This is a genomic window from Conchiformibius kuhniae DSM 17694, from assembly GCF_000428785.1.
GTDB classification, from domain to species: Bacteria; Pseudomonadota; Gammaproteobacteria; order Burkholderiales; family Neisseriaceae; genus Conchiformibius; species Conchiformibius kuhniae.
Genome location: NZ_AUAP01000026.1, coordinates 1 through 26,031 on the forward strand (window position 1 = coordinate 1; position 26,031 = coordinate 26,031).

The 26,031-nt window shown below is 55.5% G+C and carries 26 protein-coding genes; 15 read left to right on the forward strand and 11 right to left on the reverse strand.

The window, feature by feature from the left end:
• Positions 1-155: 155 nt before the first annotated feature.
• The 3 genes from G392_RS0108035 to G392_RS0108045 form a co-directional block, all read right to left on the reverse strand.
• Positions 156-1,661: a hypothetical protein gene (locus G392_RS0108035; RefSeq protein WP_027009830.1), complete on the reverse strand. Its 1,506-nt coding sequence runs from the start codon at positions 1,659-1,661 to the stop codon at positions 156-158.
• A gap of 67 nt (positions 1,662-1,728) precedes the next feature.
• Entirely contained in the window at positions 1,729-2,478 is a 750-nt protein-coding gene (gene uppS / locus G392_RS0108040) for a polyprenyl diphosphate synthase (protein ID WP_027009831.1), read from the reverse strand.
• Positions 2,479-2,650: 172 nt separating this feature from the next.
• Positions 2,651-3,115: a Spy/CpxP family protein refolding chaperone gene (locus G392_RS0108045; RefSeq protein ID WP_084165955.1), complete on the reverse strand. Its 465-nt coding sequence runs from the start codon at positions 3,113-3,115 to the stop codon at positions 2,651-2,653.
• A 223-nt stretch (positions 3,116-3,338) separates the two neighbouring features.
• On the opposite strand from G392_RS0108045, the gene G392_RS0108050 reads away from it, so the two are divergent.
• From G392_RS0108050 to G392_RS14075, 10 genes are all read left to right on the forward strand, one after another.
• Positions 3,339-4,019: an HdaA/DnaA family protein gene (locus G392_RS0108050; RefSeq protein ID WP_027009833.1), complete on the forward strand. Its 681-nt coding sequence runs from the start codon at positions 3,339-3,341 to the stop codon at positions 4,017-4,019.
• A 305-nt stretch (positions 4,020-4,324) separates the two neighbouring features.
• Positions 4,325-6,352: a transferrin-binding protein-like solute binding protein gene (locus tag G392_RS0108055; RefSeq protein WP_027009834.1), complete on the forward strand. Its 2,028-nt coding sequence runs from the start codon at positions 4,325-4,327 to the stop codon at positions 6,350-6,352.
• A 101-nt stretch (positions 6,353-6,453) separates the two neighbouring features.
• Positions 6,454-7,887, forward strand: coding sequence for a surface lipoprotein assembly modifier (locus tag G392_RS0108060; RefSeq protein WP_027009835.1), 1,434 nt, complete (start codon positions 6,454-6,456; stop codon positions 7,885-7,887).
• Between the two features lie 208 nt (positions 7,888-8,095).
• Positions 8,096-8,833 carry an SAM-dependent methyltransferase gene (locus G392_RS0108065; protein ID WP_027009836.1) on the forward strand — a complete coding sequence of 246 codons (738 nt, stop codon included), beginning with the start codon at positions 8,096-8,098 and terminating at the stop codon, positions 8,831-8,833.
• The gene (locus G392_RS14070) at positions 8,824-9,054 is read left to right on the forward strand and encodes a hypothetical protein (RefSeq protein ID WP_027009837.1); all 231 of its coding nucleotides are present in this window, start codon (positions 8,824-8,826) and stop codon (positions 9,052-9,054) included. The genes G392_RS0108065 and G392_RS14070 overlap by 10 nt, the downstream gene beginning before the upstream one ends.
• 60 nt (positions 9,055-9,114) lie before the next feature.
• A complete protein-coding gene (locus G392_RS0108075) occupies positions 9,115-9,708 on the forward strand; it encodes a porin family protein (RefSeq protein ID WP_034334810.1) in 594 nt (197 codons plus the stop codon).
• A gap of 117 nt (positions 9,709-9,825) precedes the next feature.
• Positions 9,826-10,902, forward strand: coding sequence for an AI-2E family transporter (locus tag G392_RS0108080; RefSeq protein WP_027009839.1), 1,077 nt, complete (start codon positions 9,826-9,828; stop codon positions 10,900-10,902).
• Positions 10,903-10,958: 56 nt separating this feature from the next.
• Positions 10,959-11,438: a hypothetical protein gene (locus tag G392_RS0108085; protein WP_027009840.1), complete on the forward strand. Its 480-nt coding sequence runs from the start codon at positions 10,959-10,961 to the stop codon at positions 11,436-11,438.
• A gap of 121 nt (positions 11,439-11,559) precedes the next feature.
• The gene (locus G392_RS0108095; RefSeq protein ID WP_027009841.1) at positions 11,560-12,678 is read left to right on the forward strand and encodes an NnrS family protein; all 1,119 of its coding nucleotides are present in this window, start codon (positions 11,560-11,562) and stop codon (positions 12,676-12,678) included.
• Positions 12,679-12,717: 39 nt separating this feature from the next.
• Positions 12,718-14,145 carry a sulfatase-like hydrolase/transferase gene (locus G392_RS14075; RefSeq protein WP_051255645.1) on the forward strand — a complete coding sequence of 476 codons (1,428 nt, stop codon included), beginning with the start codon at positions 12,718-12,720 and terminating at the stop codon, positions 14,143-14,145.
• A 135-nt stretch (positions 14,146-14,280) separates the two neighbouring features.
• On the opposite strand, the gene nadE is transcribed toward G392_RS14075, so the two are convergent.
• Both nadE and G392_RS14080 read right to left on the reverse strand, forming a co-directional pair.
• Positions 14,281-15,081, reverse strand: a complete 801-nt coding sequence (gene nadE, locus G392_RS0108105) for an NAD(+) synthase (protein ID WP_027009843.1) — start codon at positions 15,079-15,081, stop codon at positions 14,281-14,283.
• Between the two features lie 441 nt (positions 15,082-15,522).
• Positions 15,523-17,277: a transferrin-binding protein-like solute binding protein gene (locus G392_RS14080; RefSeq protein WP_156900856.1), complete on the reverse strand. Its 1,755-nt coding sequence runs from the start codon at positions 17,275-17,277 to the stop codon at positions 15,523-15,525.
• Between the two features lie 496 nt (positions 17,278-17,773).
• Between G392_RS14080 and G392_RS0108120 the strand changes: the two genes are divergently transcribed.
• The gene (locus G392_RS0108120; RefSeq protein ID WP_027009844.1) at positions 17,774-18,427 is read left to right on the forward strand and encodes a TetR/AcrR family transcriptional regulator; all 654 of its coding nucleotides are present in this window, start codon (positions 17,774-17,776) and stop codon (positions 18,425-18,427) included.
• Between the two features lie 5 nt (positions 18,428-18,432).
• Here G392_RS0108120 and G392_RS0108125 read toward each other — a convergent pair whose 3' ends face one another.
• Positions 18,433-19,026, reverse strand: a complete 594-nt coding sequence (locus tag G392_RS0108125; RefSeq protein ID WP_027009845.1) for a Maf family protein — start codon at positions 19,024-19,026, stop codon at positions 18,433-18,435.
• A gap of 59 nt (positions 19,027-19,085) precedes the next feature.
• Here G392_RS0108125 and G392_RS0108130 point away from each other — a divergent pair, with 59 nt between their 5' ends.
• Together G392_RS0108130 and rpmF are read left to right on the forward strand one after the other, a co-directional pair.
• Complete coding sequence (locus G392_RS0108130; RefSeq protein WP_027009846.1) at positions 19,086-19,586, forward strand: YceD family protein; 501 nt, start codon at positions 19,086-19,088, stop codon at positions 19,584-19,586.
• A gap of 25 nt (positions 19,587-19,611) precedes the next feature.
• Positions 19,612-19,791, forward strand: coding sequence for a 50S ribosomal protein L32 (rpmF, locus tag G392_RS0108135; protein ID WP_027009847.1), 180 nt, complete (start codon positions 19,612-19,614; stop codon positions 19,789-19,791).
• 63 nt (positions 19,792-19,854) lie between these two features.
• Here rpmF and hemL read toward each other — a convergent pair whose 3' ends face one another.
• Genes hemL through gap form a run of 5 tightly spaced genes read right to left on the reverse strand, consistent with a single transcriptional unit; the run spans position 19,855 to position 24,405 of the window.
• A complete protein-coding gene (hemL, locus tag G392_RS0108140; protein ID WP_027009848.1) occupies positions 19,855-21,135 on the reverse strand; it encodes a glutamate-1-semialdehyde 2,1-aminomutase in 1,281 nt (426 codons plus the stop codon).
• On the reverse strand, positions 21,132-21,728 hold the full coding sequence (locus G392_RS0108145; protein WP_342663307.1) for an RNA 2'-phosphotransferase: 597 nt from the start codon (positions 21,726-21,728) through the stop codon (positions 21,132-21,134). The genes hemL and G392_RS0108145 overlap by 4 nt, the downstream gene beginning before the upstream one ends.
• Positions 21,700-22,767, reverse strand: coding sequence for an NAD(P)H-dependent flavin oxidoreductase (locus G392_RS0108150; RefSeq protein WP_027009850.1), 1,068 nt, complete (start codon positions 22,765-22,767; stop codon positions 21,700-21,702). Before G392_RS0108150 ends, G392_RS0108145 begins: the two co-directional genes overlap by 29 nt.
• Positions 22,768-22,819: 52 nt before the next feature.
• Positions 22,820-23,350: a crossover junction endodeoxyribonuclease RuvC gene (gene ruvC, locus G392_RS0108155; protein WP_034334815.1), complete on the reverse strand. Its 531-nt coding sequence runs from the start codon at positions 23,348-23,350 to the stop codon at positions 22,820-22,822.
• A 50-nt stretch (positions 23,351-23,400) separates the two neighbouring features.
• Positions 23,401-24,405: a type I glyceraldehyde-3-phosphate dehydrogenase gene (gene gap / locus G392_RS0108160; protein WP_027009852.1), complete on the reverse strand. Its 1,005-nt coding sequence runs from the start codon at positions 24,403-24,405 to the stop codon at positions 23,401-23,403.
• Positions 24,406-24,875: 470 nt separating this feature from the next.
• On the opposite strand from gap, the gene lpxC reads away from it, so the two are divergent.
• A complete protein-coding gene (gene lpxC, locus G392_RS12505) occupies positions 24,876-25,835 on the forward strand; it encodes a UDP-3-O-acyl-N-acetylglucosamine deacetylase (protein WP_051255647.1) in 960 nt (319 codons plus the stop codon).
• A 9-nt stretch (positions 25,836-25,844) separates the two neighbouring features.
• On the forward strand, positions 25,845-26,031 hold a 187-nt coding region (locus G392_RS13335), incomplete at its 3' end, for a transposase (protein ID WP_156900839.1).

Sequence of the window (26,031 nt, forward strand, 5' to 3'; positions counted from 1 at the left end):
GCAAACCCGACAAAATCCATAAATTTTCGGAAAAATGTTGGGTTTTCACTTCGTTTCAACCCAAGCTACGCTTGCTTCACAAACATCAGGCAGTGGATGCCAGCATTCGCGGGCATGACGGATTTTCAGTAGAAAAGTCCAAATGATGGCACGTTCTAGGGGCTGCCGAGCGTGCGTCCGTCATTCAGTTTGACTTTGATGCCGATGCAGCCGTCTGTTTGTGCGGGGTGGATGTCGATGCTTTCGGCTTGCAGTTGTCCTGCCTGCCATGCTTCGGCATCGCTGCCGTCCAAAGGCAGGGAAACGGCGCCGCATTCCAAGGGCTTCAAATCGGCACCGCGAAACAGTTTGATGTACAGGCGGTTGTCGATGGCGTTGCCGGTCAGGTGCGCTTGCGGGTGGCGCGACAGGTGCGCCACGCCGACATGGGTTTTGGAGCAGAAGTTTTCGGGGCGAATCAGTGATTGTCCGCGCCAGTTGATGCGCCCCGTGCCCCATTGGAAGGTGTTGCCGTTGCTGCCGACAGGTTTCCACGCGCAGCCGCGCATCAGGGTGTCGCCTTGCTGCGGCATGGCGGCTTTGGCAAAGACGTATTCGCCGTCAAGCAGTTGGTTGGGGGTGGGGTTGTCAACCATTTTGGCAAAGCCTTGGTTGAGTATGTCGGTGTAGGCGGTGTCGGTTACGCCGCCGGTGTCGGGGGTGAAGGTGTGTTTGAACAGCTCTTCGCCTTTTTTATTAACCAGCAGCAGGTAAACGTTGCTGCGGTGGTCTTGTGCCACGCGGTAGTCCAAATCGGGTTTTTTGGACAAGCCGGGCGTGCCGACATACAGCAGGGTGTTGCAGGCGGCGTCGCTGTGCTGGTAGTTGCGCCATTCGTAGCCGTCTTCGGCAAAGCGCGGCGGCAGCATGACGGGATAGTCGCGGCGCACGGCGGTTTCGCAGGTGGCTTCGGCGTTTTTTTCCGCCCAAGGGTTGTACAGGTTGCGGTCGCGGTTTACCGAAACCAAAACATGGCGGTTGAGGGCGTTGAGGCTGGCGGCGGTTTCGGCACTGCGCGATGCGGGTGCGGCGGCGGCAGGCTCGGCGGCGGTTTGCACGGAAGGCAGCATCGAATCATCGGGCTTTTGACCGCCTTTCCAAATATGCCCGCCGTTGCCGCCCTGATACACGTCCTGCATCCAGATGCTCAACACCACCGCCAAAACCAGCGAAGTCAAACCGGTTTTCAAGCCCCCGCGCGGATAACGCCAACGCATTGCCGCCGCAAACAGCATATAGCCCGATGCCAGCCAAAACGCCACGCCCACGCCCACATTGATGCCGTTGCGGTCGAAATACAGATTCACCACCGCACACAGCATCAGCACCCCCACCAGCAGCGCCTTGAAAATCGGCAGCCGCACCTCGTGCAAACGGAACACCACCGGCACAAACGCCAGCGTACAAAGCGGAAACAGCCAATACAGAATTTCGCCAGGGTGCCCCAACACTGTAAACACCGCCCACAAGCCCGGTCGGTCGTCCTGAAACGGCAACACCATCGATGCCCCGAAAAACACCGCAGCCGAAGCCGGCAGCAAGCGTTGCAGGGGGCGGCGGTACTGGTCGGGAGCGGCGGCGCGGTCGGCAGGACGGCGCGGTTCGGGACGGCGGTAGGACATGGGCGGTATTTCCGTGGCGCGAAAAAAGAAAAATCATGAACGGCGCATCATTGCGCCAAAGACACATTCAAGGACGCTGCTGTTCGGGCGGAAGCTGCTCCGAAGTGCGCCCGAAACGCCGTTCGCGCCGGCGGAACGAAGCGAACGCAGCCAAAATATGCGCCTCGTCAAAATCCGGCCACAGCGCATCGGTAAAATAAAACTCCGAATAAGCCATCTGCCACAACATAAAATTACTGATGCGCGTTTCCCCGCCCGTACGGATGAACAAATCCGGCTCCGGCACACCGCCGAGCATCAGCCGCGCCGCCAAATCCGCCTCCCCGACTTCCGCCTTGCCCTCGCGCAGCAGCGCATTCACAGCCTGAAGAATGTCCCAACGTCCGCCGTAATCCGCCGCAATCGTCAGCGTCAGCCCCGTATTGCCTGCCGTCAGCGCCTCCGCCTCATCGATGCCCTGCCGGATGGCCTCACTGAAACGGCTGCGGTCGCCGATGATTTTCAGGCGCAAACCGCTTTCGTGCATCTTGTGGACACGCTTATTGAGCGCATTGAGAAACAAATCCATCAAAAACGACACTTCCTCCTGCGGACGACGCCAATTTTCCGTAGAAAAAGCAAACACCGTCAGGTATTCCACCCCCGACTGCGCGCATACGCGGCACATCTCCTCCAAAGCCTCCAAGCCTTGTCGGTGTCCCATCACGCGGGGCAAAAAACGCTTTTTCGCCCAACGTCCGTTACCGTCCATAATCACGGCCACATGGCGCGGCGTATCGCGGTGTTCGAGAATGGTTTGGGTGCTGCTGGCGGACATTGCTTGGTCTTTCGCAAAAGGATAAAGCCGCCATTATAGCGCAAACCGATGCAACTGTTTGAAAACGCTCAAGCGCACACACACCCGTCCGCCCGAGCGGCGCACCGCCCGCCCCCGCGCCCGACACACAGGCTTGAAAACGAACAAATACTTAAAAACCCGCGTGTTTTCCCTATTTTCCATACTGCATTTCGCGGTAACGGCGCTGCTGTTCCGGCGTCAAAACCTGAAAAATCGCGTGGCGTTTTTTCAACATCCTCAACTCATGCTGCTGCCGTTGCCAAGCCAAACGCTCCTGATGACGCTCCGCAATCAAACGTTGCGCCGCTTCCTCGTCAAACCGGCGGTTGCCCAACAAACGGCGTTCCTGTTCGCGCCACGACTGCATCTTCCGCCGCAAAGCCTCGCGCTGCGCCCGCACACTTTCGGGCGATTGGCGCGTTTCTTGGTCGGCGCGGACAATCGCCCGTATTTGCGCCTTTTGCGCCGCCGACAAATCCAGCTTGTCAAACCCGCGCGGCAAAGCCTCATCGCCCCGCACGCGGCGGTACTCGCCCCCATGGCGCACAGCATCGGCGGCGGCGGCAAAATTCATACCGATAAACAAAGACAATACCAAAGCACCTGCTCGTTGCATGATGATTTCCTTAACGATTACTTAAGCCAAACACCCCGCCAACTATAGCCCGCGCCCGTGTAAACCCGCGTTGCATCGGGTAAAATTGTGCCACCGTGCGTAAAAAACACCTTTATCGGCAAAGCGGCGGCGCAGTTTTCCAAGCACCAACCCTATACAGACGGCACGCCAACCATTACAATCCGTGTCCGTACCCATCCACTCCGCCCATGCCGACCCGCCCGTGAACCAACTCAGCCTGGATTTCGCCGAACCCATCTACCCGCGTTTCGACAAACTGCTCGGCACCGCGAATGCCGAGTTGATTTATATTTTGCAGCAAGAATACGACCAGTTCATCTACCTGTGGGGCGAACGCGGTTCGGGCAAAAGCCACATTTTGCAAGCATGGGTCGGGCAAGCGCTGCAAAACGGACACGAAGCCGTTTACATCGACGCCGCAGCCTACACCCTGACCGAATCCTTTATCGCCGAAGCCCGCTACATCGCCATCGACCAAATCGAAAAACTGCGCAGCCGCGAGCAAGCAGTCTTATTCAACGTATTCAACCGCTTTCGCAACTCCCGACAAGGACACCTGCTGCTCAGCTCCGACCTGCACCCCAGCCGTTTGAATTTGCGCGAAGACTTGCGCACCCGCGTGGCATATTGCCTGCCTTACGAAGTAAAAGCCCTCAGTTTCCAAGAAAAAATTGACGCCCTGACCAATATGGCGCATGTACGCTGTTTGAACATCGACCCGCGCATTTATCCGTATTTGCTCGAACATTGGCAGCAAGACATGGACAGCCTGCTGCAAATGTTTGACGACTTGGCAAATTATTCGATTCTTTCGGGCAAGCCCATGACTTTGGCACTACTCAAACAGTTGTTGAAGGAAGACAAGGAAACGTCTTTTGCCTGAGCGTACTGTGCGGCGCTTTATTTCTGCCAAACAACGCCCCATAACACAAACACCACAACAAAACAAAAAATAAATTCATTAATAATCAACAAACTGACCCCCCTAAGCCCAAAAAAGATTCTTGACATTTCCAAAACTTTCTTCACAAGGCTTGACGTGATACACCAATGAAATTACAATCGCCGACAGGATATCCTCAGAGAGTCTGCCCAGCATTTTTAACCGGTGAAATAAAGGGCAAACACACTTTCTGCCAGCACAAAACTTCTTCCTTACCAAACCTTTGCCTGTAAAGGATTAATCAAATGAAAATTCCGAATTTCGTAAAAGTGGGCGGCACCACCATTGCAGCCCTGATTCTGTCTGCCTGCGGCAGCAGTGGCGGAGACGACTCCCCCAGCGTCAAGAGCAGCGCCAACACCACGCCGACCACGCCCGTTGTGCCCGCACCCACTGCCAAAGAAGACCAATCCGTAAAAGCATTCAACGCCGCCAAAGCTGCCGAACAAGCGCAAGAAAGCGCCATTGCCGCTAACGCCGATGCTGCCAAAAAAGAAGACCTTGCCAGCGCCAAAGACGCATTGAAGCAAATACAAGCCGCGCAAGCCGCAGCCAACTCTGCCGCACAAGCCGCAGCAGCCGCAGCAGCCAAAGCCAAAGCCGAAAACGCGGAAAACGCCGGTGTGGCAGCCGACTATGCCAAGCGCGCCGCCGATGCGGTGAAAGCGCTGGACATCATCGCGGCGGGCACCCAAGAACTGGTGGCAAAACGCATGAAACAAGACGATGCCAACAAAAGCATCGCCGTAACCAGCACCCCTTCCAACAAGGGCAGTTCCCATGTGGGCTACCACCATACGCAAAAAGTCCAATCCGATTTGATTTTGGACGGCAAGGCCAAGCCCGCCAACAACGAATCCAACACTGCCGTGGTGATGCCCGAGCAAAACATTCACCCCGAGCGTGATACGTTTGTGGCTGCCAATACCAAAGTTGGCGACACAAAATATTCCCTGTATCTTCAAGACATGGACTTGAGAAAAGCAGATAAAGTTGGGGAAATAACAGATGACATGCGTACCAACCACAAGGTTACTGTAAATGAAGCACTGCTTGAATTGGTGGCAAACAACCGCAATGCCCCCAGTTTTGCAACGCGCACAAAAGTTGAAGAAGAACTGGTATTGGAAACCAAAACCACAGAGAAAGGTCTGCCGGCTACACCAGATTTCAAAGCTGAGGCTTTGGTATACACCGAAAATTCACCGTTCTACATTGACATCAACAGTGGTCTGAAGCAGAATACACCTGTAATAAGATTGAATCCTGAATCACGCGACATCATCGAAGTAGTACCATTTGCAACAGTTGCTCTCACCCGAGACGGTACTTCTCTTGAAGTATACGGTGCCAATACTACCTTTACAAAAGTAGGACCAGATGGCTCTCCCGAAGTGCATAAAGCTAATAAGGGTACGGGTGCCATTCAGGCGCCAAGTCATGATGCCAAAAACCTGCCTTTGATGGACGAAGTATCTGTGCTGGACGGTGTGTCATTGCAATATGTGCAATACGGTCGTGTTACCTCGCAAATCAGTGGACGTGAACTGGACGCCTTCTTAAACGGTTTGGACAAAAACGTTAAAATCGCGCCTTACGGTTTCTACGGTCAGCCCGGTACCGAAAACCACTATTTTGCACGCGGTACAAACAACACGACAGCCAACCAATTGGCTGCCATGCCCAAAGTTTACGGCACCAGCAAAATGACTTATGACGGTCATGCTGTAGCCTATGGTTTGGACAACGAATACACCAGCTCCAAGCCGATGCGTGTTCCCAATGCTTTGGGCGGTACCGTGCAACCGCACTTGATTAGCGGCAACCATTTCCATGCCGATGTGGATTTGCAAACCAAAGAAGTTCAAGGCAGCGTGTACAATAACTGGGTTTTGGCGAAAAACGGTTATTTCCCGCAAGCAACAGACGAATTTGTGCAAGCGAGATTGGTTGAATTTGCAGGTACGTTGGCAAACAACGGTAACATTGCCGGCACTGCTGTGAATTTGACCAAAAACAACAGCGAAGGCATCTTCAATGCAACCCTGTTTGGTCAGAACGGCGAAGAAATGGGCGGTACCATTGTCAGCAAAGAGCCTGAAAAAGTGCAATGGGGCTTGTCGTTTGGCGCGGTAAACACCACCACACCTGTTGGCAGCCCGAATGTAGTGTCTCCGAATCCCAAAGGTCCGAAAAACTATTGGGCATCTGACATTCAAGCTGCCGGTGGCCCCGCAGCAGGCACAAGCAATACAGGCACTCGCGGAAACTAATCCTAATGTAGCTTTTTAAGCAATCGCCCGGTATCGGCACACCTGCCGTTATCGGGCTTTTTTAAATATTCCGCAGCAATTTCCACAAAGGAACTCCCGCCATGATAAAAAACATTGTTCGGACAAGCATGGCAGCATGGCTGCTGGCATGGGCATCTGTATTGCCCGCCGCCGACAACACCACCCTGCCGGGCAAACCGTTGGGCAAAACCGCACAAGCGCCGTCCATGCTTTCCGAAAGCGAACAGCAGCAATTGGAACGCGCACTGGTGGTATCGGTAAACCCCTACGACATTGCCCGCGCCAATCAAAATGCCGTGCGCTTTCTTGCCAACGAATACCGCACCCGCGTGTCTGCCGACAAGCGCGATGATTCGCTGCTGGATTGGGCAGACATTATTCTAAACATCGGCAGCGACTGGCAGCGCACCGTGCAGCAATACCGCAAATTGCTGGACAAATTTCCGCAGCAGTCCCTATTGCGTTTTCAATTGGCACAGGCATTGTTCCACAATGGCGAGCCTGATGCGGCGCAGCGCGAATTTGAAAAATTCCGTGCCACGCCGAACCTCACCCTAAACCATGAAAAAGAAGCCGACCGTTGGATTATGCAAATCCAGCAGCGTCAAAAATGGCAGTTTGATTTGCAGTTTCAGTTGCTCAACAACAGCAATGTGAATCAGGCGCCCCGCCATACCGTGTATTACCGTTTGCCCGGCGGCGCAACGTTTTCCAATGCCGAAACCGCACAGCGCGGCTACGGCTACCGTCTCGGGCTGAACGCGCAAAAACGTTGGCATCTGCCTTTGCGTTATCATGCTTTGCGCTTGAATACGGGCTTGGATTTCGACCATTATTTGAATCTGAAAAAATACAGCCGCATCGATACCAATGTGGGTTTGGGCTGGCTCTACGAAACGCCGCGCCATCAGGCGGAAGTCCAGCCGTTTTGGCGCAAGGCGTGGAATGCGCGGGGCGAAGGAAGGCGCAAAGAAGGACGGATGTTGCCCTATTCAGACGAATACGGTGTTCGTTTTCGGGTGTGGCATTGGCTCAATACCCGTTTTCAATACGATTTGATGTATCAGCCTTCTTATGTCAAATACGATAATCCCATTGTGGCGCGAACTTCCGATGCTTCACGCCATTTTGTCCATGCATCGCTGAGTTATCAGCCCAACAGCAAGCAAAATTGGCAATTGGGCGCACATTGGAGCTTGCTCAATGCCAAAGACAAAACCAATGCCAATAAAACTGTGGGGGTGAATTTGGGCTGGCGTCAGGAGTGGCCGAAAAGTTTCTACACCGATTTAACAGTCGGGGCATCTCGGGTACGCAATCAGGCGCCTTATTGGTTTGGCTTGCGGCGCACCAATCACATTTATTCGGTAAACGCGCAAGTATTCAATCCGACTTGGCAGTTTAAAGGCTTTATGCCGCGCTTGGTGGTGAATTATCAGAAAAACAAAAGCAATCTGACCACCCAGTCGTATGATACGCGTGATGCTTATATTTTTATTCAGAAAACTTTTTAATCGCTATTTGGCTGCGAAGCCGCAGGGTCGTTATTTCCGTACGGGCAGTTTCCTCACTGCTTGAGAAAAAATCAGGCAGCAGGCTTTTTGCTTGTGCGGAAATTACGGCTGGGTTTTGATGTTTGTTGGTGATGTTTCACGTGAAACCTTTTGTTGTCTGTCGGGCATTTGCTGTTTGCCATGCCCGTTTGTGTTGAAGGCTGCCGATATGCCGAAACTTTTTCTGATTCCCACGCCGCTTGCCGCGCCCGATACGCCCTGTTTGCTGCCGCATGAAGCCGCACAAATCGCGCATTTGACCGATTTTGTGGTGGAAGACGCAAAAACCGCCCGTGCCTGTTTGCGGCACTTGGGCATTCGTACGCCGGTGCGGGCATTGAGTTTGTCGCTACTGAACGGGCATACCCCTGCCGATGCTTTGCCGGATTTGTTGCGCCCTTTGCACGAGGGACGGGATTTGGGCTTGGTCAGTGAAGCGGGTTGCCCCGCCGTTGCCGACCCCGGCGCGGATTTGGTGGCATTGGCTCATGCACGGGGCTTTGATGTTTGCCCTTTGGTCGGGCCTTCCAGCATCATGCTGGCACTGATGGCTTCGGGGGCAAACGGGCAATGTTTTGCTTTCAAGGGCTATTTGCCTGCCGATGCCGAAGGCAGGGCGAAGCGTCTCAAGCAGCTTCAACAACGCTCGCGCACGGAAAACGAAACCCAGTTGTTTATCGAAACGCCGTATCGCAATCAGGCTGTGCTGACCGATGCGGTGGCACTGCTCGATGACGATACGCTGCTGTGTACCGCCACCGAGCTGACTTCGCCGCAGCAGCAGATTATCAGCCAAAGCATACGGCAATGGCGCAATTTGCCCGAATTGCCGAATTTGAAAAAGCGTCCGACTTTGTTTGTATTACATGGCGGAGCTGTAACAAAATCGCAACACCTGTGCCGATGATGTTCGACTTGACCATGGGACACACTGATGCGCTTGCCGCAGCGTTGTTCCCAGCCGCACAAAAAACCAAGCCGCAGCATAAGGCTTTGATTGACCAAATCAGACGGCAAATACCCAAGCGCACGGGCATCACGGCGGAAGATTTTTTACGGCACGACGGCAAAACACCGGCAGATTTTTTTACACAGGACAACGGATTTTCACACGGAAATCTGTCATAATGGCTTCCATCGCGCAAACAGATGCGTTTTCACAACCTCTTTTTTGAAGGAATTGGTATCATGAAAAAAATGACCGTATTGGCATTGGGTGCTTTGATGAGTGCATCGGCTTTTGCCGCACCCGAAGGCAAAAGTTTTACCGGCGGCTTGTTCGGCACGGAAGTCGGCACAACCAAATATTCGGTTGCCGACAGCGAAAACGTTTCCGCCAAAAGCACCAAAGACGTGGTGCTTACCGGCGGCTACGGTTTTGAATACGGCGACAGCAATCTGATTGGTGAAGTCGGCGCGAAAGCCAAGTTGCTCGGCTCGAAAGCGTTGGACTACACCGCCGAAGACGGCAGTGCCGCCAACGTAAAAGAAAAACAACGCCTTAGCGTTGGCTACACGCAAGGCTACCGCGTTACCTCCGACCTGATGCCCTATGCCAAAGTAGATTACATCCACACCCGTTTGAAAGACAGCAAAGCAAGCGGCATTGATACTGCCAACGGCATCGGCGTAGGCTTGGGCGCACGCTACCAAGTGGCACCCAATGTGGAAGTGGGCGCAGAATACATGCACAGCCGTCTGCTCACCAAAAAAGACGATGCCGGCGAACGCGCCAAGCTCAAAGGCAACAGCTTCAGCACGGGCGTTTCCTACCGCTTCTAAGCGCACGCTCCCCCATCTCGCTCCCCGCCAAACATCAGGGTTTGGCGGGGATATTTTGACTGGCAGACATCGGTTTGCGCTACAATAGTCTTTTATTGCAAAATCGGAAAAATCCCCATGTACCTTCCCAACCGTAGAAAACCTTGGCTGCCTTGGCTGGTGCTGTTGGCGGTGTTGTTTGTGCTGGCACAGCTTTTCCACCTGCTCAACGATGTGTTGATGCCCTTTGTTACGGCGGCGGTGCTGGCGTATATTCTCAATCCTTTGGTCGGGCGTTTGGAAAAACACGGCATCAGCCGCAGCCGCGCATCGTTGTGGGTGATGGCGTTTACTTTTATGCTGCTGGTTGCCCTGCTGCTGGTGATTGTGCCGATGCTGCTCAAGCAGTTGCAAAACATCATCTCGCGCATTCCCCTGCTGGTGGATTATGTGCAAAACACCATATTGCCTTGGGTGAACGCGCGTTTTGGCGAACACATCGCTTTGGACAATGCCACGATTACCGCATGGCTGCGCGACAATACGCAAAACATTCAGCACACTTTGCAGCGTGCCATGCCCGTATTGATGCAGCAAGGCACATCTTTGGCGGGCTGGCTGGGCAACATCGTGCTGCTGCCTTTGCTGCTGTATTATTTTTTGCTGGACTGGACGCGCTGGGAAAACGGGGTGCGCACCATGATTCCGCGCCGCTATTTGGCGGTGTACAACCGCATTGCCGGCAATATGGATACGGTATTGGGCGAATTTCTGCGCGGACAACTGACGGTGATGGTGATTATGGGCTTGCTTTACGGCTTCGGGCTGAAGCTGACGGGGCTGGAGTCGGGCTTTGCCATCGGCATGGTGGCGGGGATTTTGGTGTTTGTGCCGTATTTGGGGGCGTTTACCGGCTTGCTGTTGGCAACATTGGCGGCATTGCTGCAATTTGCATCGTGGCAGGGCTTGTTGTCGGTGTGGGCGGTGTTTGCGGTGGGGCAGTTTTTGGAGAGTTTTTTCATCACGCCGAAAATTGTCGGCGACCGCATCGGTTTGTCGCCGTTTTGGGTGATTTTTTCGCTGATGGCGTTCGGCAGCCTGTTCGGATTTGTCGGCATGCTGGTGGCACTGCCTTTGGCGGCGGTGTGTTTGGTGCTGCTGCGCGAAGGCAAGCAGCTTTATCTGCACAGCGAGTTTTACCGGCGCAAATTTTAGTGTCAATTGTGCGATTCGGGCGTATCATTGCACGGTGATGCGCCATAAGGAAAACCATGTCTGCTCCCCCGCCGCCGCCCGCCGCCCAAGCCATGCCCCCGCAAGGGCGGGCTTCGTTGTGCGTGTTTACCAACCGTTCGATGCCTTTCAAAACTTTGCTGGCATACTGCAACCGTTTTTATCCGGAAACGTGGCTGGCGGAAAAACAAAAAACGGGTGTGCGTCTGCCCCACCCCTATGTTCTGCAATATGAAATCGTTATCCGCCCCGGCGACTGGGCGGAAATCCGTTCCCAGTTGAAAGACGCGCTCGGGCGTTATCAGATTCCGTGTGCCGACAGTGGCGGCGACGGCGATATGGTGTGGCTGCGCTGCGGCAAAGGGCGGGTGATTCGTACGGTCAAACGTACGGTGGGCTGGCACAGGCGGGTGGGGCAGCGTTATTTTAATCAGGCGCGCAGTTGGCGCGGTTTTGTGCGGGGCGTGTGCAGTGCGCCGTTTGTTATGGCGTGGCTGTATTGGCTGTTTTACCGTTAGGGTGTGTTATCAATTGACCGGGAATGACGGTGTATTTTGATATTGAACTGATTGATGGAAGGTTTGCGGTGAGATGTGGTGAAATGCGGACGGTGCTGCCGTTGTCGAAAGGGGCTGTGTGATGTTGTGGCACCCGACACATGCTGTGTGGGCGATGGCGTTCCGTCCGTTTTATTTGTTGGCGGCGGGTTGGGGTGCGGTGGCGGTGTTGTTGTGGGGCTTCGGCTTTCGCGGTACGGTGTCGCTGCCCGGTGTGTATTGGCACGCGCATGAGATGATTTGGGGATATGCGGCGGCAGTGGTGGTCGGTTTTTTGCTGACGGCATCGGCAAGCTGGACGGGACAACCGCCGGTGCGCGGCAAGCTGCTGATGGCATTGGCGGCGGCGTGGCTAACGGCGCGGACGGCAGCGTTGCTGCCGCAGGGTGCGCTATGGTCGGGCGTTGCCGGTACGATATTTTTCGCGTTGGCATTATACAGCTTGGGCAAGCCGGTTTGGCACTGCCGCAACCGCCGCAATTATTTTACCGTGGCGGCACTGGCACTGTTTGCGGCAACGCACACGGCGTTTCACGCGGGCCTGCCGCCGGGCAGTACGATGAGGGCGGGGCTGATGACGGTGGCGGGCTTCATCGGCTTGATGGGGTCGCGGGTGATTCCGTTTTTTACCGCACGGCGCTTGGGCGGCACGCAAGCCGCCGCTTCTTGGCAGAACCAAGCCGCCATGCTGCTGCCCTTGCTGGCGGGGCTGTCCCTATCGCTGGAACAAACCTTGCTTGCACGCTTGACGGGTACGGGCTTCGCGGCAATTGCGGCATGGCAATTGCGGCGGTGGTGGCACAAGGACGTTTGGCGCGAACCGCTATTGTGGACACTGTTTGCCGGCTACGCCATGACGGCGGCAGGCGTTGCCCTGACTGCCGCCGCCCCGCACACCGGCGCGGGAACACACCTGATTGCGGTGGGCGGCATCGGCTTGCTGACCTTAAGCATGATGACGCGCACCGCTTTGGGGCATACCGGACGCCCCCTTTACCCCGCACCGCGCCCCATGCCGCAGGCCTTCATACTGATGACGGCAGCCGCCCTGTTGCGCGTGGCGGCAACATGGCTGGGCGGCAACGCCTACCTGCATACCATACGCCTGTCTGCCGCCCTGTTTGCCTGCGCCCTGCTGCTGTACCTGTCGCGCTACCTGACATGGCTGCTGCGCCCCCGTTGCGACGGCAAAACAGGATAACAACCGCCTCCCCCCAAGCAATATGACGAAGGAACCGACATGCCGCAACACTGGCTGAGCAAAGACATCAAAATCAACATTCTCGAAAACCCGTTCGTATGGCGCAACCTGTGGCGGGCATTGGGCTTCATTCTGCTGCCCAACCTGCTGTTTTGGGGCATCTGTACCCTGATGAATCTGGCACGCCCCATCATCAATTTGGACTATCTGGCAGTATCCGCACTGATGGTCATGCCCAAACGCGGATTGCGGATAGCGGGCGCCATTCTGTTTGCCTACTGCCTGCTGATTGACTGCGCCATGCTGCTGATGCAGCTCTTCCCCTTTTTGGACTTGGCGGCAACCGTCTATCTGCTGCCCTTCCTGCCCAAAGCCCCCATGCGCTTTATCGTGATGGTCGCACTGGTGCTGGCATACATGGCGGCGATGCCGTGGCTGCTGGCACGCATCGGACGGCACGTCCCCCACAAAAGCGTGTGGTTTTACTGCGTACTGCTCGCCGTGTGCGGCTGGCCGGTGCGTTCTGCCACCTACCGCATCGTGCCTGCCGAATACTTCGCCCGCGACCACTACTTCATTGCCAACAGCCAAACCGCCCTGTATCACGAACATCACGGCAACAACTTCCTCACCGCAATGCGCCAACTGCCCGAACTCAAACCCATCGCCGCCCACCAAGACCACGCTTCCAAACAACTGCTGCAGCCCGCAAGCGACAAAATCCTGTTTATCGTTGCCGAATCATGGGGCGTGGCACGGGAAGCGTCCGTGCAACGCGCCGTACTGCAAAAAATTTACGACCGCCAAGACAAACTCGAATTTATCCGCGAAGGCTACTTCGATTTCGGCGGCGCAACCGTACAAGGCGAACTGCGCGAACTGTGCCGCCTGACCACCGAAGGCGGTTACGCCTTCCACAAAACCGACCCTGCCGAATTTGCCGGCTGCCTGCCCAACACCCTCAAACAACAAGGCTACCGCACCATCGCCATGCACGGCGCCAGCAGCCGCCTGTACGACCGCCACAACTGGTATACCAAAGCAGGCTTTGCCCAAACCCTGTTTGTCGAAGACCTTGCCGACAAACCGCGCTGCTACGCCTTCAACGGCACCTGCGACCGCCACCTGTACGACCAAGTAGCCAACGCATTCAAACAAAACCCGCAGGGCAAAACCTTCTTCTACTGGCTGACCCTCACCTCACACTCGCCCTATGCCGAATCCGACATGCACCAACCGCGCTTGGACTGCCGCCAACACCAACTGTTTGAAGGCGACATCTGCAACAACATGCGCCTGAACGCCCAATTTTTTGACGGCTTGGCAGAACTGACCGACCGCCCCGAAATGCGCGGCGTGGAAGTCATCGTGGTGGGCGACCACATGCCCCCGATTTTCACCAACGCACCGATTCACAAAAACCTGCGCTGGAACGACGTCAGTTGGCTTCACTTCAAAATCAAATAAACGCCGCAAGCATATTAGGATATGCCATCAATTGAATGAACAACCGTTGCACCGTCATTCCCGCGTAGGGCGTGTCATCAATTAATCGAAAAAACACAACGCCGTCATGCCCGCATTCACAGGCATGACGGCTGTTTACCTTGAATTCACGCCCAAATACTCGGGCGGAATACGGCAGACGGGAATCGGACGGATTTTGTGCTGCGCCGCACGATTCAAGCGCAAGTAAATCGCCATCACCTCCCGTTGCCGCCCCTCAAACGCATCGGCACCCCTGCCCGCTTCGGCTTGCGCCATCGCCCATTCCAATTCGGGATAAGTCGCGCCCATTTGCGCCTCATCGGTGCGCTCCGCGTCCCACAAACCATCGGTAGGCGCGGCTTGACGGATTTCGGCAGACACCCCCAAGGCTTCCGCCAACACATACACTTGCGTTTTGAGCAAATCGGCAATCGGGCTGACGTCCACCCCGCCGTCGCCGTATTTGGTAAAAAACCCGACCCCGAAATCCTCCACCTTATTGCCCGTTCCCGCCACCAGCAAACCGTGCGTTTGCGCGTAATAATACAGCGTGGTCATACGCAAACGGGCGCGGACATTTGCCAATGCCAAAGGATTGTGCGGATGTTCGGCATAAGCGGCGGTGCGCTCGAACGTTTCAAAGCTCGCGGTCAAATCCACGCCCAAACTTTCCACATTGGCGAAATCCCGGAGCAACGCGGCGATGTGGGCGCGGGCGCGGGCGAGTTGGTCGGGGTGCTGGCGGATGGGCAAATCCAAACACAGCGTGGTCAAACCCGTGCGGGCGCACAAGGCAGACACCACCGCCGAATCCACCCCGCCGGAAATGCCCACCACAAAACCTGCGGCGCGGGCATCGCGGGCATAATCACCCAACCAGCCGACAATGTGTCGGATAATGTTTTCGGTTTGCATGATTGGGCTTGGAGCAGACGGAGGAACAGAGTGTATCATGGTCTTTCCTTTCTCAATGTTTCAACGCACAGGGCTGCACATCAAGCACAACCCCATGCCTGCTATGGCGCGTCATCAATTAACTTTCTTGCTGAACATCAGTGCAACATAAAAATACCGTCATGCCCGCGCAGGCGGGAATCCACTGCCCGATGTTTGGCAAGTGATGTTTTATCACGGTTTGCGGTGCTTCGACTTGGATTCCTGCCTGCGCGGGCATGACGGCACGGTGTTTTTCGGTCAAACGATGACGCACCCAATACGAACTGCCGGGGTACAAAAACGGCTGTCGGGGTTGCCGACAGCCGTTGCTGGCGTTTCAGCCTGAAGCGGGCTGATTATACACGATGTTGCCGCGCACGGGGCGGTGCATCAAGCACACGCTCATGCACGGAATCGGGCTTATTGTACTTGGTCTCCCTGATGCACGCCAAATGCACCGTTCCAACCGTCATACTTCTCACCCTCCTTGCCAAAGAAGACACCCACAGCCGTTGCGGCATTTTTACCGAAGAACCCGCCTTGGCTGATGATGCCTTTCTCATCACCGTAGAAGGTATTGCCTTTGATGTCTGCACCAAATTCCAACACTTTCGGCAGGTCAGGATTGTCTGCATCTTTCCAATCCAACTGTGGCTTGATGCTGACATCCAAGCGTTTGTTGGCAAAATCCACAACGGCACGTGCAGATTTGTCGTTAGGGTCGAAAGAGAATGGATTACGATACTCGCCACTACCTTTATACGTTGTTGTCGAATCACCGGCATAGTTGTACTTCAGGCTCGGCAGTTCCGCCACAGGCGTTTCCTTACCTTGTACAAACAAGGTGCCTACGCCGTTATCGCTGTACACCCCCCAACGCACGGAACCTTCGTTTTCACCCAGTTTACCCCGTCCGATAAAACCGTTGCCGGTATGTTTGCCGGACGTGATATCCCTCGCGTATACTTTCCTGCCGGTAACACCAGCATCGTCATTACCCAACAAACGGATTGTTTTATCACCAATCTTGATTCTGTCGATACGACTGGAATCTACAGGCTTGGCAGCAGTTTCATGGTTGGCATGGGTAACGGCAAATACGCCACCTTGCAGCTTCGTGGCATCTGGGGCAGTACCAGCAGGTGTCTCGACAAAGGTTTTTTTCAACTCTGAAACAAGCCGTTCCGTGCGGGTTGCCGGTGCGCCGGGTGCGGTAGATGTGCCACCGCCATTCGAAGTATCAGGCTTCGGAGCTTTCGGCTCTTCGGGCTTATTCGGAGTTTTCGGCTCTTCGGGCTTATTCGGAACTTTCGGCTCTTCAGGCTTATTCGGAGTTTTCGGCTCTTCGGGCTTATTCGGAGTTTTCGGCTCTTCGGGCTTATTCGGAGCTTTCGGCTCTTCAGGCTTCGGAGCTTTCGGCTCTTCAGGCTTCGGAGCTTTCGGCTCTTCAGGCTTCGGAGCTTTCGGCTCTTCGGGCTTCGGAGTTACTCCGTTGCCATTGGCTTTTGCTTGTGCAGCCGCCAGTTTTGCTTCAGTTGCTGCTAAATCTGCTTGGTTTTTGGCTTTTGTCGCTTCTTCCTGCGCTTTTTTGGCTGCAACTTCGGCAGTTTTGGCAGCTTTTTGAGCTTCTTCCGCTAAACTTTTGGCTTTTACGGCGTTGTCAGCTTCAATTTTAGCTTTGTCTGCCAAGCGTTTGGCTTCTTTGGCTGCTTCTTGAGCATCTTTTGCAGCCTCTTGCGCCTGTTTGGCTTTGGCGGCAACATCGGCAAGGTTGCTGCTTGCCCGTTCTGCCACTTCGCGTTTGGCGGCTTCCGCTTCGCGCTTCATTGCTTCGGCTTCGCGCTTGGCGGTTTCGGCGGCGGTTTTGGCTTTTTCCGCTTCGCGTTTCATTGCTTCGGCACCGGCTTTTGCGGTTTCGGCGGCGGTCTTCGCAGCTTCCGCTTCACGCGTCATCGCTTCGGCTTTCGCCGTTGCCGCTTCAACGGCTTTTTGCGCTTCATGCACTTTGGCTGCTGCCGCTTCGGCTGCGGTTTTTGCCGCTTCCGTTTGTTTTTTCGCTGCGTTAATGACCTCCTGTTTGTCGTTTGCATTCAGCCGTCCGTCTCCGGTAGTGCTGCATGCCGACAGTGCCAGCAGGCTGCTCACCAGCAGAATGTTTAAATTTAACTTCTTCATACCAAGTTCCTTGTTGTGCTGCACACGCACGGCGGCACAAAACGCGGTGCGTGTGCCGTTAATCGGGCATTGCTGCCCGTCAAACCTTGCGTGTACGGCGTGCCGCACACGCAACCGCATGACGGCAGAAACCTCCGTACCACCATCAGGCATGGCGGCGCGTTTGTATGCGCCCGTCCGCCAATGCGGCGTACACATGCCTGTAAAAAGTAAACATTGGATTTGTCTGCATTTTTGCCCGACATTTGGCGGATTGGCGCGCCAAGCCGCTCCGCCATGCCCCGATGATGGCGCGTTCCGTTTCCCGCCGCCACGATGGCTCGGCATTATAAACACAATAAAAATTATTATCAATTAGATTTATCGGCATATAGAGTGGACTTTCAGAACAAAAACAAAAGCTGCTAAAATAACGCCCCCAAAACGGCCATACCGCAGCTTTTGCTGCGGCAGCGTTTTCCAAAATTTTTGGTTTCAATTTCGAAAGGAAAGGCTTATGAAAGAGCAACGCCGCACCAACACCTATATCCGCATCATCGATGCGAGCTTGCAATTGTTCAACGAACACGGCGAGCGCAACACCAGCACCAACCACATTGCCACCCATTTGGGCATCAGTCCGGGCAATCTGTATTACCATTTTGCCAATAAAGACGAAATCATCGTGCAATTGTTCCAGCGCTACAGTCAGGCGGTTTTGGACTATCTGAACACCGCGTCTTTGCCGGTGAATGTCGCCCAAGCGGTGGAATACATGAAAGGCGTGTATGAAATTATGTGGGAATACCGCTTTTTATTCAGCGATGTCAATACCCTGCTGGTACGCAGCAGCGAGCTTTTGGGGCAGCACAACGATTTTACCCGCACCCGTGTGTCGCCGCTTTTGGTCAAGCTGCTGACGCAGATGCAGGATTCGGGCATGATTGCCATCGATGAGCGCGGCAAGCAGGATTTGGCAATCAATATGTGGCTGCTGACCAAATACTGGTTTGATTTCGACAGCTCGATGCAGGGGCGCGCCAAAATCACCCATGCGGCGAAAAAACGCGGCATCTATCAAACTTTAACGCTGCTGCGCCCGTATTTGCAGGGCAAGCACGTGGCGGAGTTTGACGAAATCGCGGTGAAGTTGAGCCGGATTGCCGATTAAACCGTCTATACGATGCACACGCCTTCTGCTGCCAAAAAATCCGCCAAGCGCAGCAGGGGCAAGCCTATCAGGGCGTTGGGGTCGCTGCTGTCGATGCGTTCGATTAGTGCCGAACCCAGCGCCTCGCTTTTTGCGCCGCCGGCGCAATACATGGCATCGGGTTCGCGCTGCAGGTAGCGGGCAACGGTGGCACGGTCGAAGCGGCGCATCTGCACCACGGTGGTGTCGGTGTGTTCGTGCAAACGCCCCGTCGCCGTGTTGAGCAGGCACACGGCACTGTAAAAGACGATGCTTTGTCCGGACAGGCTTTCCAGCATGGTTTGCGCCCGTTCGGGGGTCATGGGTTTGCCCAATTGCCGCCCGCCGCTCCATGCCACTTGGTCCGCACCGATAATCAGGCAGGCGGGAAAACGCGCCGCCAAAGAACGGGCTTTGCCCGCCGCCAAACGCCGTGCGGTACCGGCTGCCGCCTCGCCCGCAAGCGGGGTTTCGTCATATTCGGGGGCAGCGCATTCAAACGGCAAGCCCCATGTTTGCAATTGCTTGCGCCGAAACGTTGAAGTTGATGCCAAAACCACAGGCAAAGCGGTTGCCGCCATCTGCAAAACTCCTGAAAAATATTGACTGCAAAAGCACAAAATTATATCATGTCGGGTTTATGTCAAACCGTATTTTGATTGACCCGCACACTTTTGCGCGGCAGAAAGAACGCATCGGCGGCACGGTGTCGCCCGCAGATTTGCACGAACGGACGCATTCGCCCGATTTGGCGGATTTGTCGGCAACGCTGGCGTACAGTCTGCAAGGCGGTACGGACGCGCTGCAACGCCCGTTTTTGCAACTGCATTTGCACGGCACGCTGCCTGTGTATTGCCAACGCTGCATGCAGCCGATGGATTTTGTGGTGGACGAAAACGTGCGGATTGTGCTGTTTGCCGATGAGCAGGCACTGGATTGCGCGATGCTTGCCGATGAAACGCTGGAAGGCATGGTTGCGGCAGACGAAACGGACGTGTACACGCTGCTGGAAGACCAGTTGCTGATGGCTTTGCCTTTTTCGCCCAAACACGGTGAAGATTGCCAAAACGGCCGTTTTGCAGACGCTTTGCGGCGTCCCAATCCGTTTGCGGTGCTGGCAGGTTTGCAAAAGACGGATTAATTTTTCATTTTTTCAGGAGCTTGAAATGGCTGTTCAACAAAACAAAAAATCCCCTTCGCGGCGCGGTATGCACCGTTCGCACGATGCTTTGACCGCACCGGCATTGTCCATCGACCCCGCCACCGGCGAGGTACACCGTCCGCACCACATTTCGCCCAACGGCATGTATCGCGGCCGTAAGGTTGCCAAAGCCAAAGGCGAATAAGGTTTCCGCCCACAGGCAAGCATAAAAATACCGACAGTTTTCAAGGCTGTCGGTATTTTTTGTTTATGCCATTCGGGCAAACACGCTTTTTGCGGCGGCTACGGTGTCGTCAATCAGCTCGGGCGTGTGCGCTGCCGACATAAAGCAGGCTTCGTAGGCGGAGGGCCCGAATGCCACGCCCCGCGCCAGCATGCCGTGGAAAAAGGTTTTGAAGGCATCGGTGTTTGATGCCGTCATATCGGCATAACTTTGCGGGATTTGTTCGGCAAAATACAGCCCGAACATGCCGCCGACAAAATCCGCACAAAACGGCACACCCGCTTCGGCGGCTGCCTGCGTCAAACCCTGCGTCAAACGGGCACACAAGTCGGCAAGGTTTTCATAAAAACCTTCGCGCTGAATGATTTGCAGCGTTTTCAAACCCGCCGCCACCGCTACCGGATTGCCCGACAGCGTGCCTGCCTGATACACGCCGCCGAGCGGGGAAATGCATTCCATGATTTCGCGTTTGCCGCCGAATGCCGCCAAAGGCATGCCGCCGCCGATGACTTTTCCCATTGTGGTCAAATCGGGCGTGATGCCGTGCAGCGACTGCGCTCCGCCCAAAGCGGCGCGGAAACCCGTCATCACTTCGTCATAAATCAATACCGCGCCGTGTTCGGCGGTGAGGCGGCGCAGCGTTTGCACAAATTCGGCGGACGGTTTCACCAAATTCATATTCCCCGCAATCGGTTCCCAAATCACGCAGGCGGTTTGTGCGCCCTGTGCGGCGAAATAGGCTTCCAGCGCGGCGGTGTCGTTGTAGGGCAGAACGGCGGTGTGGGCGGTAAAGTCGGCGGGTACGCCTGCGGAACTGGGATGGCCGAAGGTGAGCAGTCCGCTTCCCGCTTTCACCAGCAGGCTGTCCGAATGGCCGTGATAACAGCCCTCAAACTTGACGATTTTGTCGCGCCCCGTGTAGCCGCGTGCCAAACGAATCGCCGACATGGTGGCTTCTGTGCCGGAGCTGACCAAGCGCAGCCGTTCCACGCCGGGGACGATTTTGGCGATTTCTTCGGCGATGACGATTTCCGCTTCGGTGGGCGCACCGAAGGACAAACCGCCCGCCGCCGCTTCGCGCACGGCTTCAATCACTTCGGGGTGGGCGTGGCCGACAATCGCCGGCCCCCACGAGCCGACATAATCGGTGTAACGCGTGCCGTCTTCGTCCCACACAAACGCGCCTGCGGCGCGGCGGATAAAGCGCGGCGTGCCGCCCACGCTGCCAAAGGCGCGGACGGGGGAGTTTACGCCGCCCGGAATGATTTGCTTGGCACGGTCAAAAAGTTGCTGGTTGCGGGTCATGGAAAATCCTTCAGAAAATCGGGCGGTACGCCATCGGCAAGCCACACGCCGTTGTCGGCGCGGTAGAAAACATACCCTGCCGAACGCATCGCCGCCGCATCAACGCGCAGCACCACGGCTTTGCCGCGCCGTTGTCCCACTTTTACCGCCATATCGTAATCGTCCGACAAATGCACATGATGGCGCGTGCCCGCCCGCAAACCCTGCGCCCGAATCGCCGGCAAAAAACGCGCCACCGTACCGTGAAACAACACGGGCGGCGGCTCGCAAACGCGGTGGGCGATGGCAATCTGCGGTGCAGAATGTCCCTGCGCGGCGCGAATGCGTCCGCCCTGTAGGGTAAAACGCTGCTTGTCGTTGTTAGCGACCACCCCGCGCAAACGGGCTTCGGAGAACACCCTGCCGTGCGCCGCCGCCAAACGCAGCAAATCCGCCACTTGCACCCAACCCTGCGTGTCCGGCGTCAAACCGATGCTGTCGGGGCGGTGGCGCAACACATAGCTTAAAAATTTGCTGATTTGCGTGTCGTCCATCATTTGTCCGTCAGGCGCACAATCGGGAACATTACGCGCTTTCTTTGCCAATGGCGGCAAAGTATTCCTGTTCGAGCGCGTCAATCAGTTGGGCGGCGGTCATGTCGCGGCACAATCCGACACCGCGCCCCGCCCACAATGCCATGTATTCGGCATCGCCGTGTTCTTCGGCATCGCGGCGCAGGGGCAGGGTGTAGGCATTTTGCAGGGGATAGGCGGCGACGTGTTGTTCGTACATCATGTTTTCGCGCACAAAGCGGTTGATGAGTACCCGTCCGGTGCGTCCGGTAAACAGTTTGGTGTGTCCGGTAACGGCACGGCGGGTGTCAAACAGCATGTTGCGGTATTGGCGGGGAATGCCCGCTTCGCGGGTGCTTAAAAACGCCGTGCCCATCTGTACGGCTTCCGCACCGAGGTTTTGGGCGGTGGCGATGGCTTGTCCGGTCATCAGTCCGCCCGCCGCCCACAGGGGAATGCGCACGCTTTGGCGGCATTGGGTCATCAAAGGCTGCAAGCCCATCGGTTGGGCGACGTATTGTTCGGTAAAACCGCCGCGATGTCCGCCCGCATCGCTGCCCTGCACGCACACGGCATCGGCACCGATGTCTTCCCAGTGTTTGGCTTCGTCAACGTGGTTGGCGGTACCGACAATGGCAATGCCGCGCTCTTTCAGGGCTTTGATGTGTTCGCTTTGCAGCAGCCCGAAGGCAAACGACGCCACCGCAGGAGCAAGCGCCAACACGGTTTCCAACTGGTCTTCAAACACGGGCATGGGGTGCTGCTGTTTGGGCAGGGGCTGGCCGCGTTTGTGGTAGATATCGGCAAGCCAGCGCGGAATCGGGTCGGCAATCTGATTGGGCTGTTCGCGAAAGTTGTGGACGAACAGGTTGATGCCGAACGGTTTGTCGGTTTGTTGGCGCACCGCTTGGGCGTGTGCCGAAATGGCATCGGGGGGCATTTCGCCCGCCCCGATGAAGCCGAGTGCGCCGGCTTTGCCCACCGCCGCCACCAATTCGGGTGTGGTAATCCCGCCCGACATCGGGGCTTGTACCACAGGCAGACGCAGATTAAATTTTTCTATCAAAGACGGGGCGGTCATGAGACGGTTTCTCCGAAAAATTTCTTGATGGGCGCATTTTAATGGAAAACGGTCAAGATGTGTGGCTTAAACGTCCGCCGCGTATTGCCAAACCGCCCAAACGCCCCGCCAAGCCGTGAAAACGCAAAGCATGGGTCAATGCCACCGCCAAACCGTCTGCCGCATCTGCCTGCGGCGTTGCCGACAAAGACAGCATCCGCACCACCATGTGCTGCACCTGCGCTTTGGCGGCTTTACCGCGCCCGACCACCGATTGCTTGACCTGCAATGCCGTGTATTCGTACACGGGCAAACCGCGCAACACCAATGCCGCCACCGCCGCACCGCGTGCCTGACCCAACATCAGCGTTGCCGCAGGATTGGCATTGACAAACACCTGCTCCACCGCCGCCTGTTGCGGACGGTAAACATCAATGATTTCGCCGATGTGTTCCACAATCACCCCGATGCGCCCCGCCAGCTCGTCGCCCGCCAAAGTGGTAATGCGCCCCGATGCCACGTAAAACGGCTCGCTGCCCTGCCAATCGATGATGCCGAAGCCCGTACAACGGCTGCCGGGGTCGATGCCCAAAATCCGCACCATGTTTCGTCCCAAGCAAAACCGCCGCCCGTTGCGTCAGGCGGCGGCACAGGTCAGATTTTTCCTGCAAAGTACGCCAAAGTGCGTACCAACTGGCACACATACGACATTTCGTTATCGTACCACGCCACCGTTTTCACCAACTGCTTGCCGCCCACGTCCAACACCCGCGTTTGTGTGGCATCAAACAGCGAGCCGAAATCCATGCCGATGATGTCTGATGACACCAATTCTTCCTCCGTATAGCCGAAAGATTCGTTTGCAGCCGCTTTCATGGCAGCATTGACCTCGTCTTTGCTCACAGCTTTTTCCAACACGCAGACCAGCTCGGTCAGAGAACCTGTGGCAACGGGAACACGTTGTGCCGCGCCGTCCAATTTGCCCTTCAGCTCGGGAATCACCAAACCGATGGCTTTGGCGGCACCGGTGCTGTTGGGAATGATGTTTTCCGCAGCAGCGCGGGCGCGACGTTTGTCGCCTTTGCGGTGGGGTGCGTCCAAGGTGTTTTGGTCGCCGGTGTAGGCATGTACGGTGGTCATCAGACCCTGTACCACACCGAACTGCTTGTGCAGCACGTCTGCCATCGGTGCCAAGCAATTGGTGGTGCAGGAAGCGGCGGAAATCACCGTTTCGCTGCCGTCCAAAATGTCGTGATTGACATTGAACACGACCGTTTTCACATCATCGCCACCCGGTGCGGAAATCACCACTTTGCGCGCGCCTGCGCGGATATGGGCTTCGGCTTTGTCTTTGCTGGCAAAAAAGCCCGTACATTCCAACACCACATCAACACCCAGTTCGCCCCAAGGCAGTGCTTCCGGATTGGCATCGGCAAAGACTTTGACTGCCTTGCCGTTTACTTCAAAGCTGTTTTCACCCAGTTGTACCGTGCCGTTGAAACGTCCCTGCGTGGTGTCGTATTTCAGCAGGTGTACCAGCATGTCGGCAGGCGTCAAATCGTTGATGGCGACGACTTCGATGCCGTCGGTTTCCAACAAACGGCGGAATGCCAAACGGCCGATGCGGCCAAAACCGTTGATGGCGACTTTTACGCTCATGCTCTGCTCCATAAATCATCAAAAAGGGAAAAACGTATTTTCCCACAAATCGGCGCGTTTGACTAAATCTGTTTTGCGTTTTGCGAAAATTTTTTTGCCGCTCATCTTATAAATATCTAGTAACTTATGTTGATGATGATGAGTAAAGCGATTTTCTGTGGATAAGTCGGTTATCGAATTGTTTTAAAATAAAAAAACCTGTGGATAACTCTGTGGATAACTTGTGGATAAGTTGTGGATAAGTTGTGGATAACTTTGGGCTGTCATGCCCTTCCTGTGGATAACTTTGCAGTTATCCACAAGTTATCCACAGTTTATCCACAGGCTTGAAAATAAGGCTTTCCAGATGGAAAAAACGGTGTATTTTCTAAATAAAATATTGTTATTCAATATGATGGTGTTTTTTTGGGCTTGCATGGCGGTGAAAACAGGCGTAGGATGCTTCAGGTGGTGAAATCAAGGAAACCGGAATGAAACAACGTACTTTGTGCCGGGCGGTGGAAATGACCGGCGTGGGTTTGCATTCGGGGGAGCGGGTGGTCATGACGCTGTTCCCTGCGCCGGACAATCACGGCATTGTGTTCCGCCGCAGTGATTTGACGGCAGAACCGATTGCCTTGCACCCCGATTTGATTAACGATACCCGTTTGTCTTCTACGGTGGTTACCGATGCGGGGGTAAGGGTGGGGACGATTGAGCATATTATGTCGGCATTGGCGGCTTGCGGTGTGGACAATGTGCTGATTGAGCTGAATGCGCCGGAAGTGCCGATTATGGACGGCTCCAGCCTGCCGTTTGTGTTTCTGCTGCGTGAGGCGGGGATTGTCGAGCAGCAGTGTTGTAAGCGTTTTATCCGCATTGTGAAGCCTGTTGAGGTGCGCTTGCCCGACAAATGGGTGCGTTTTGTTCCGTATAACGGCTTCAGGCTCAAGCTGACCATTGCGTTTGACCACCCCGTGTTCAATCTTGCCGCGCCGACTTTTGAAATTGATTTTGCCAAGCAGGACTATGTGGAGGAAATCGCCCGCGCCCGCACGTTTGGCTTTATGCAGGAAGTGGAGATGATGCGTACCCACAATTTGGGTTTGGGCGGTAATTTGGGCAATGCGATTGTGATTGATGATGCGGGGGTGTTGAATCCGGACGGTTTGCGTTATGCCGATGAGTTTGTCCGCCACAAGATTTTGGACGCGATTGGGGATTTGTATATTGTCGGACACCCGATTATCGGGGCGTTTGAGGGCTACAAGTCGGGGCACGCGGTGAACAATGCGCTGCTGCGTGCGGTGTTGGCAGACCCGTCTTGTTATGAGTGGGTGGTGTTTGATGGGGGCGGGGACGTGCCGCCCGATGCGTTTTCGGGGGTGGAATGCATGGGTGGGGCATCAAGGTGTGTTAGGGCGTGTCATCAATTACCCAATACCCTATAATCCCAAGCCATGAATACAACCAAAAGATACGCACTGACAGACAGCCAATGGGAACGGATAAAAGACCTGCTGCCCGGCAGGTCAGGCAGCGTCGGCGTTACAGCCAAAGACAACAGATTGTTTGTAGATGCGGTATTGTACAGATACCGGTCAGGAATACCGTGGCGGGACTTGCCCGAGCGCTTCGGTGATTTCC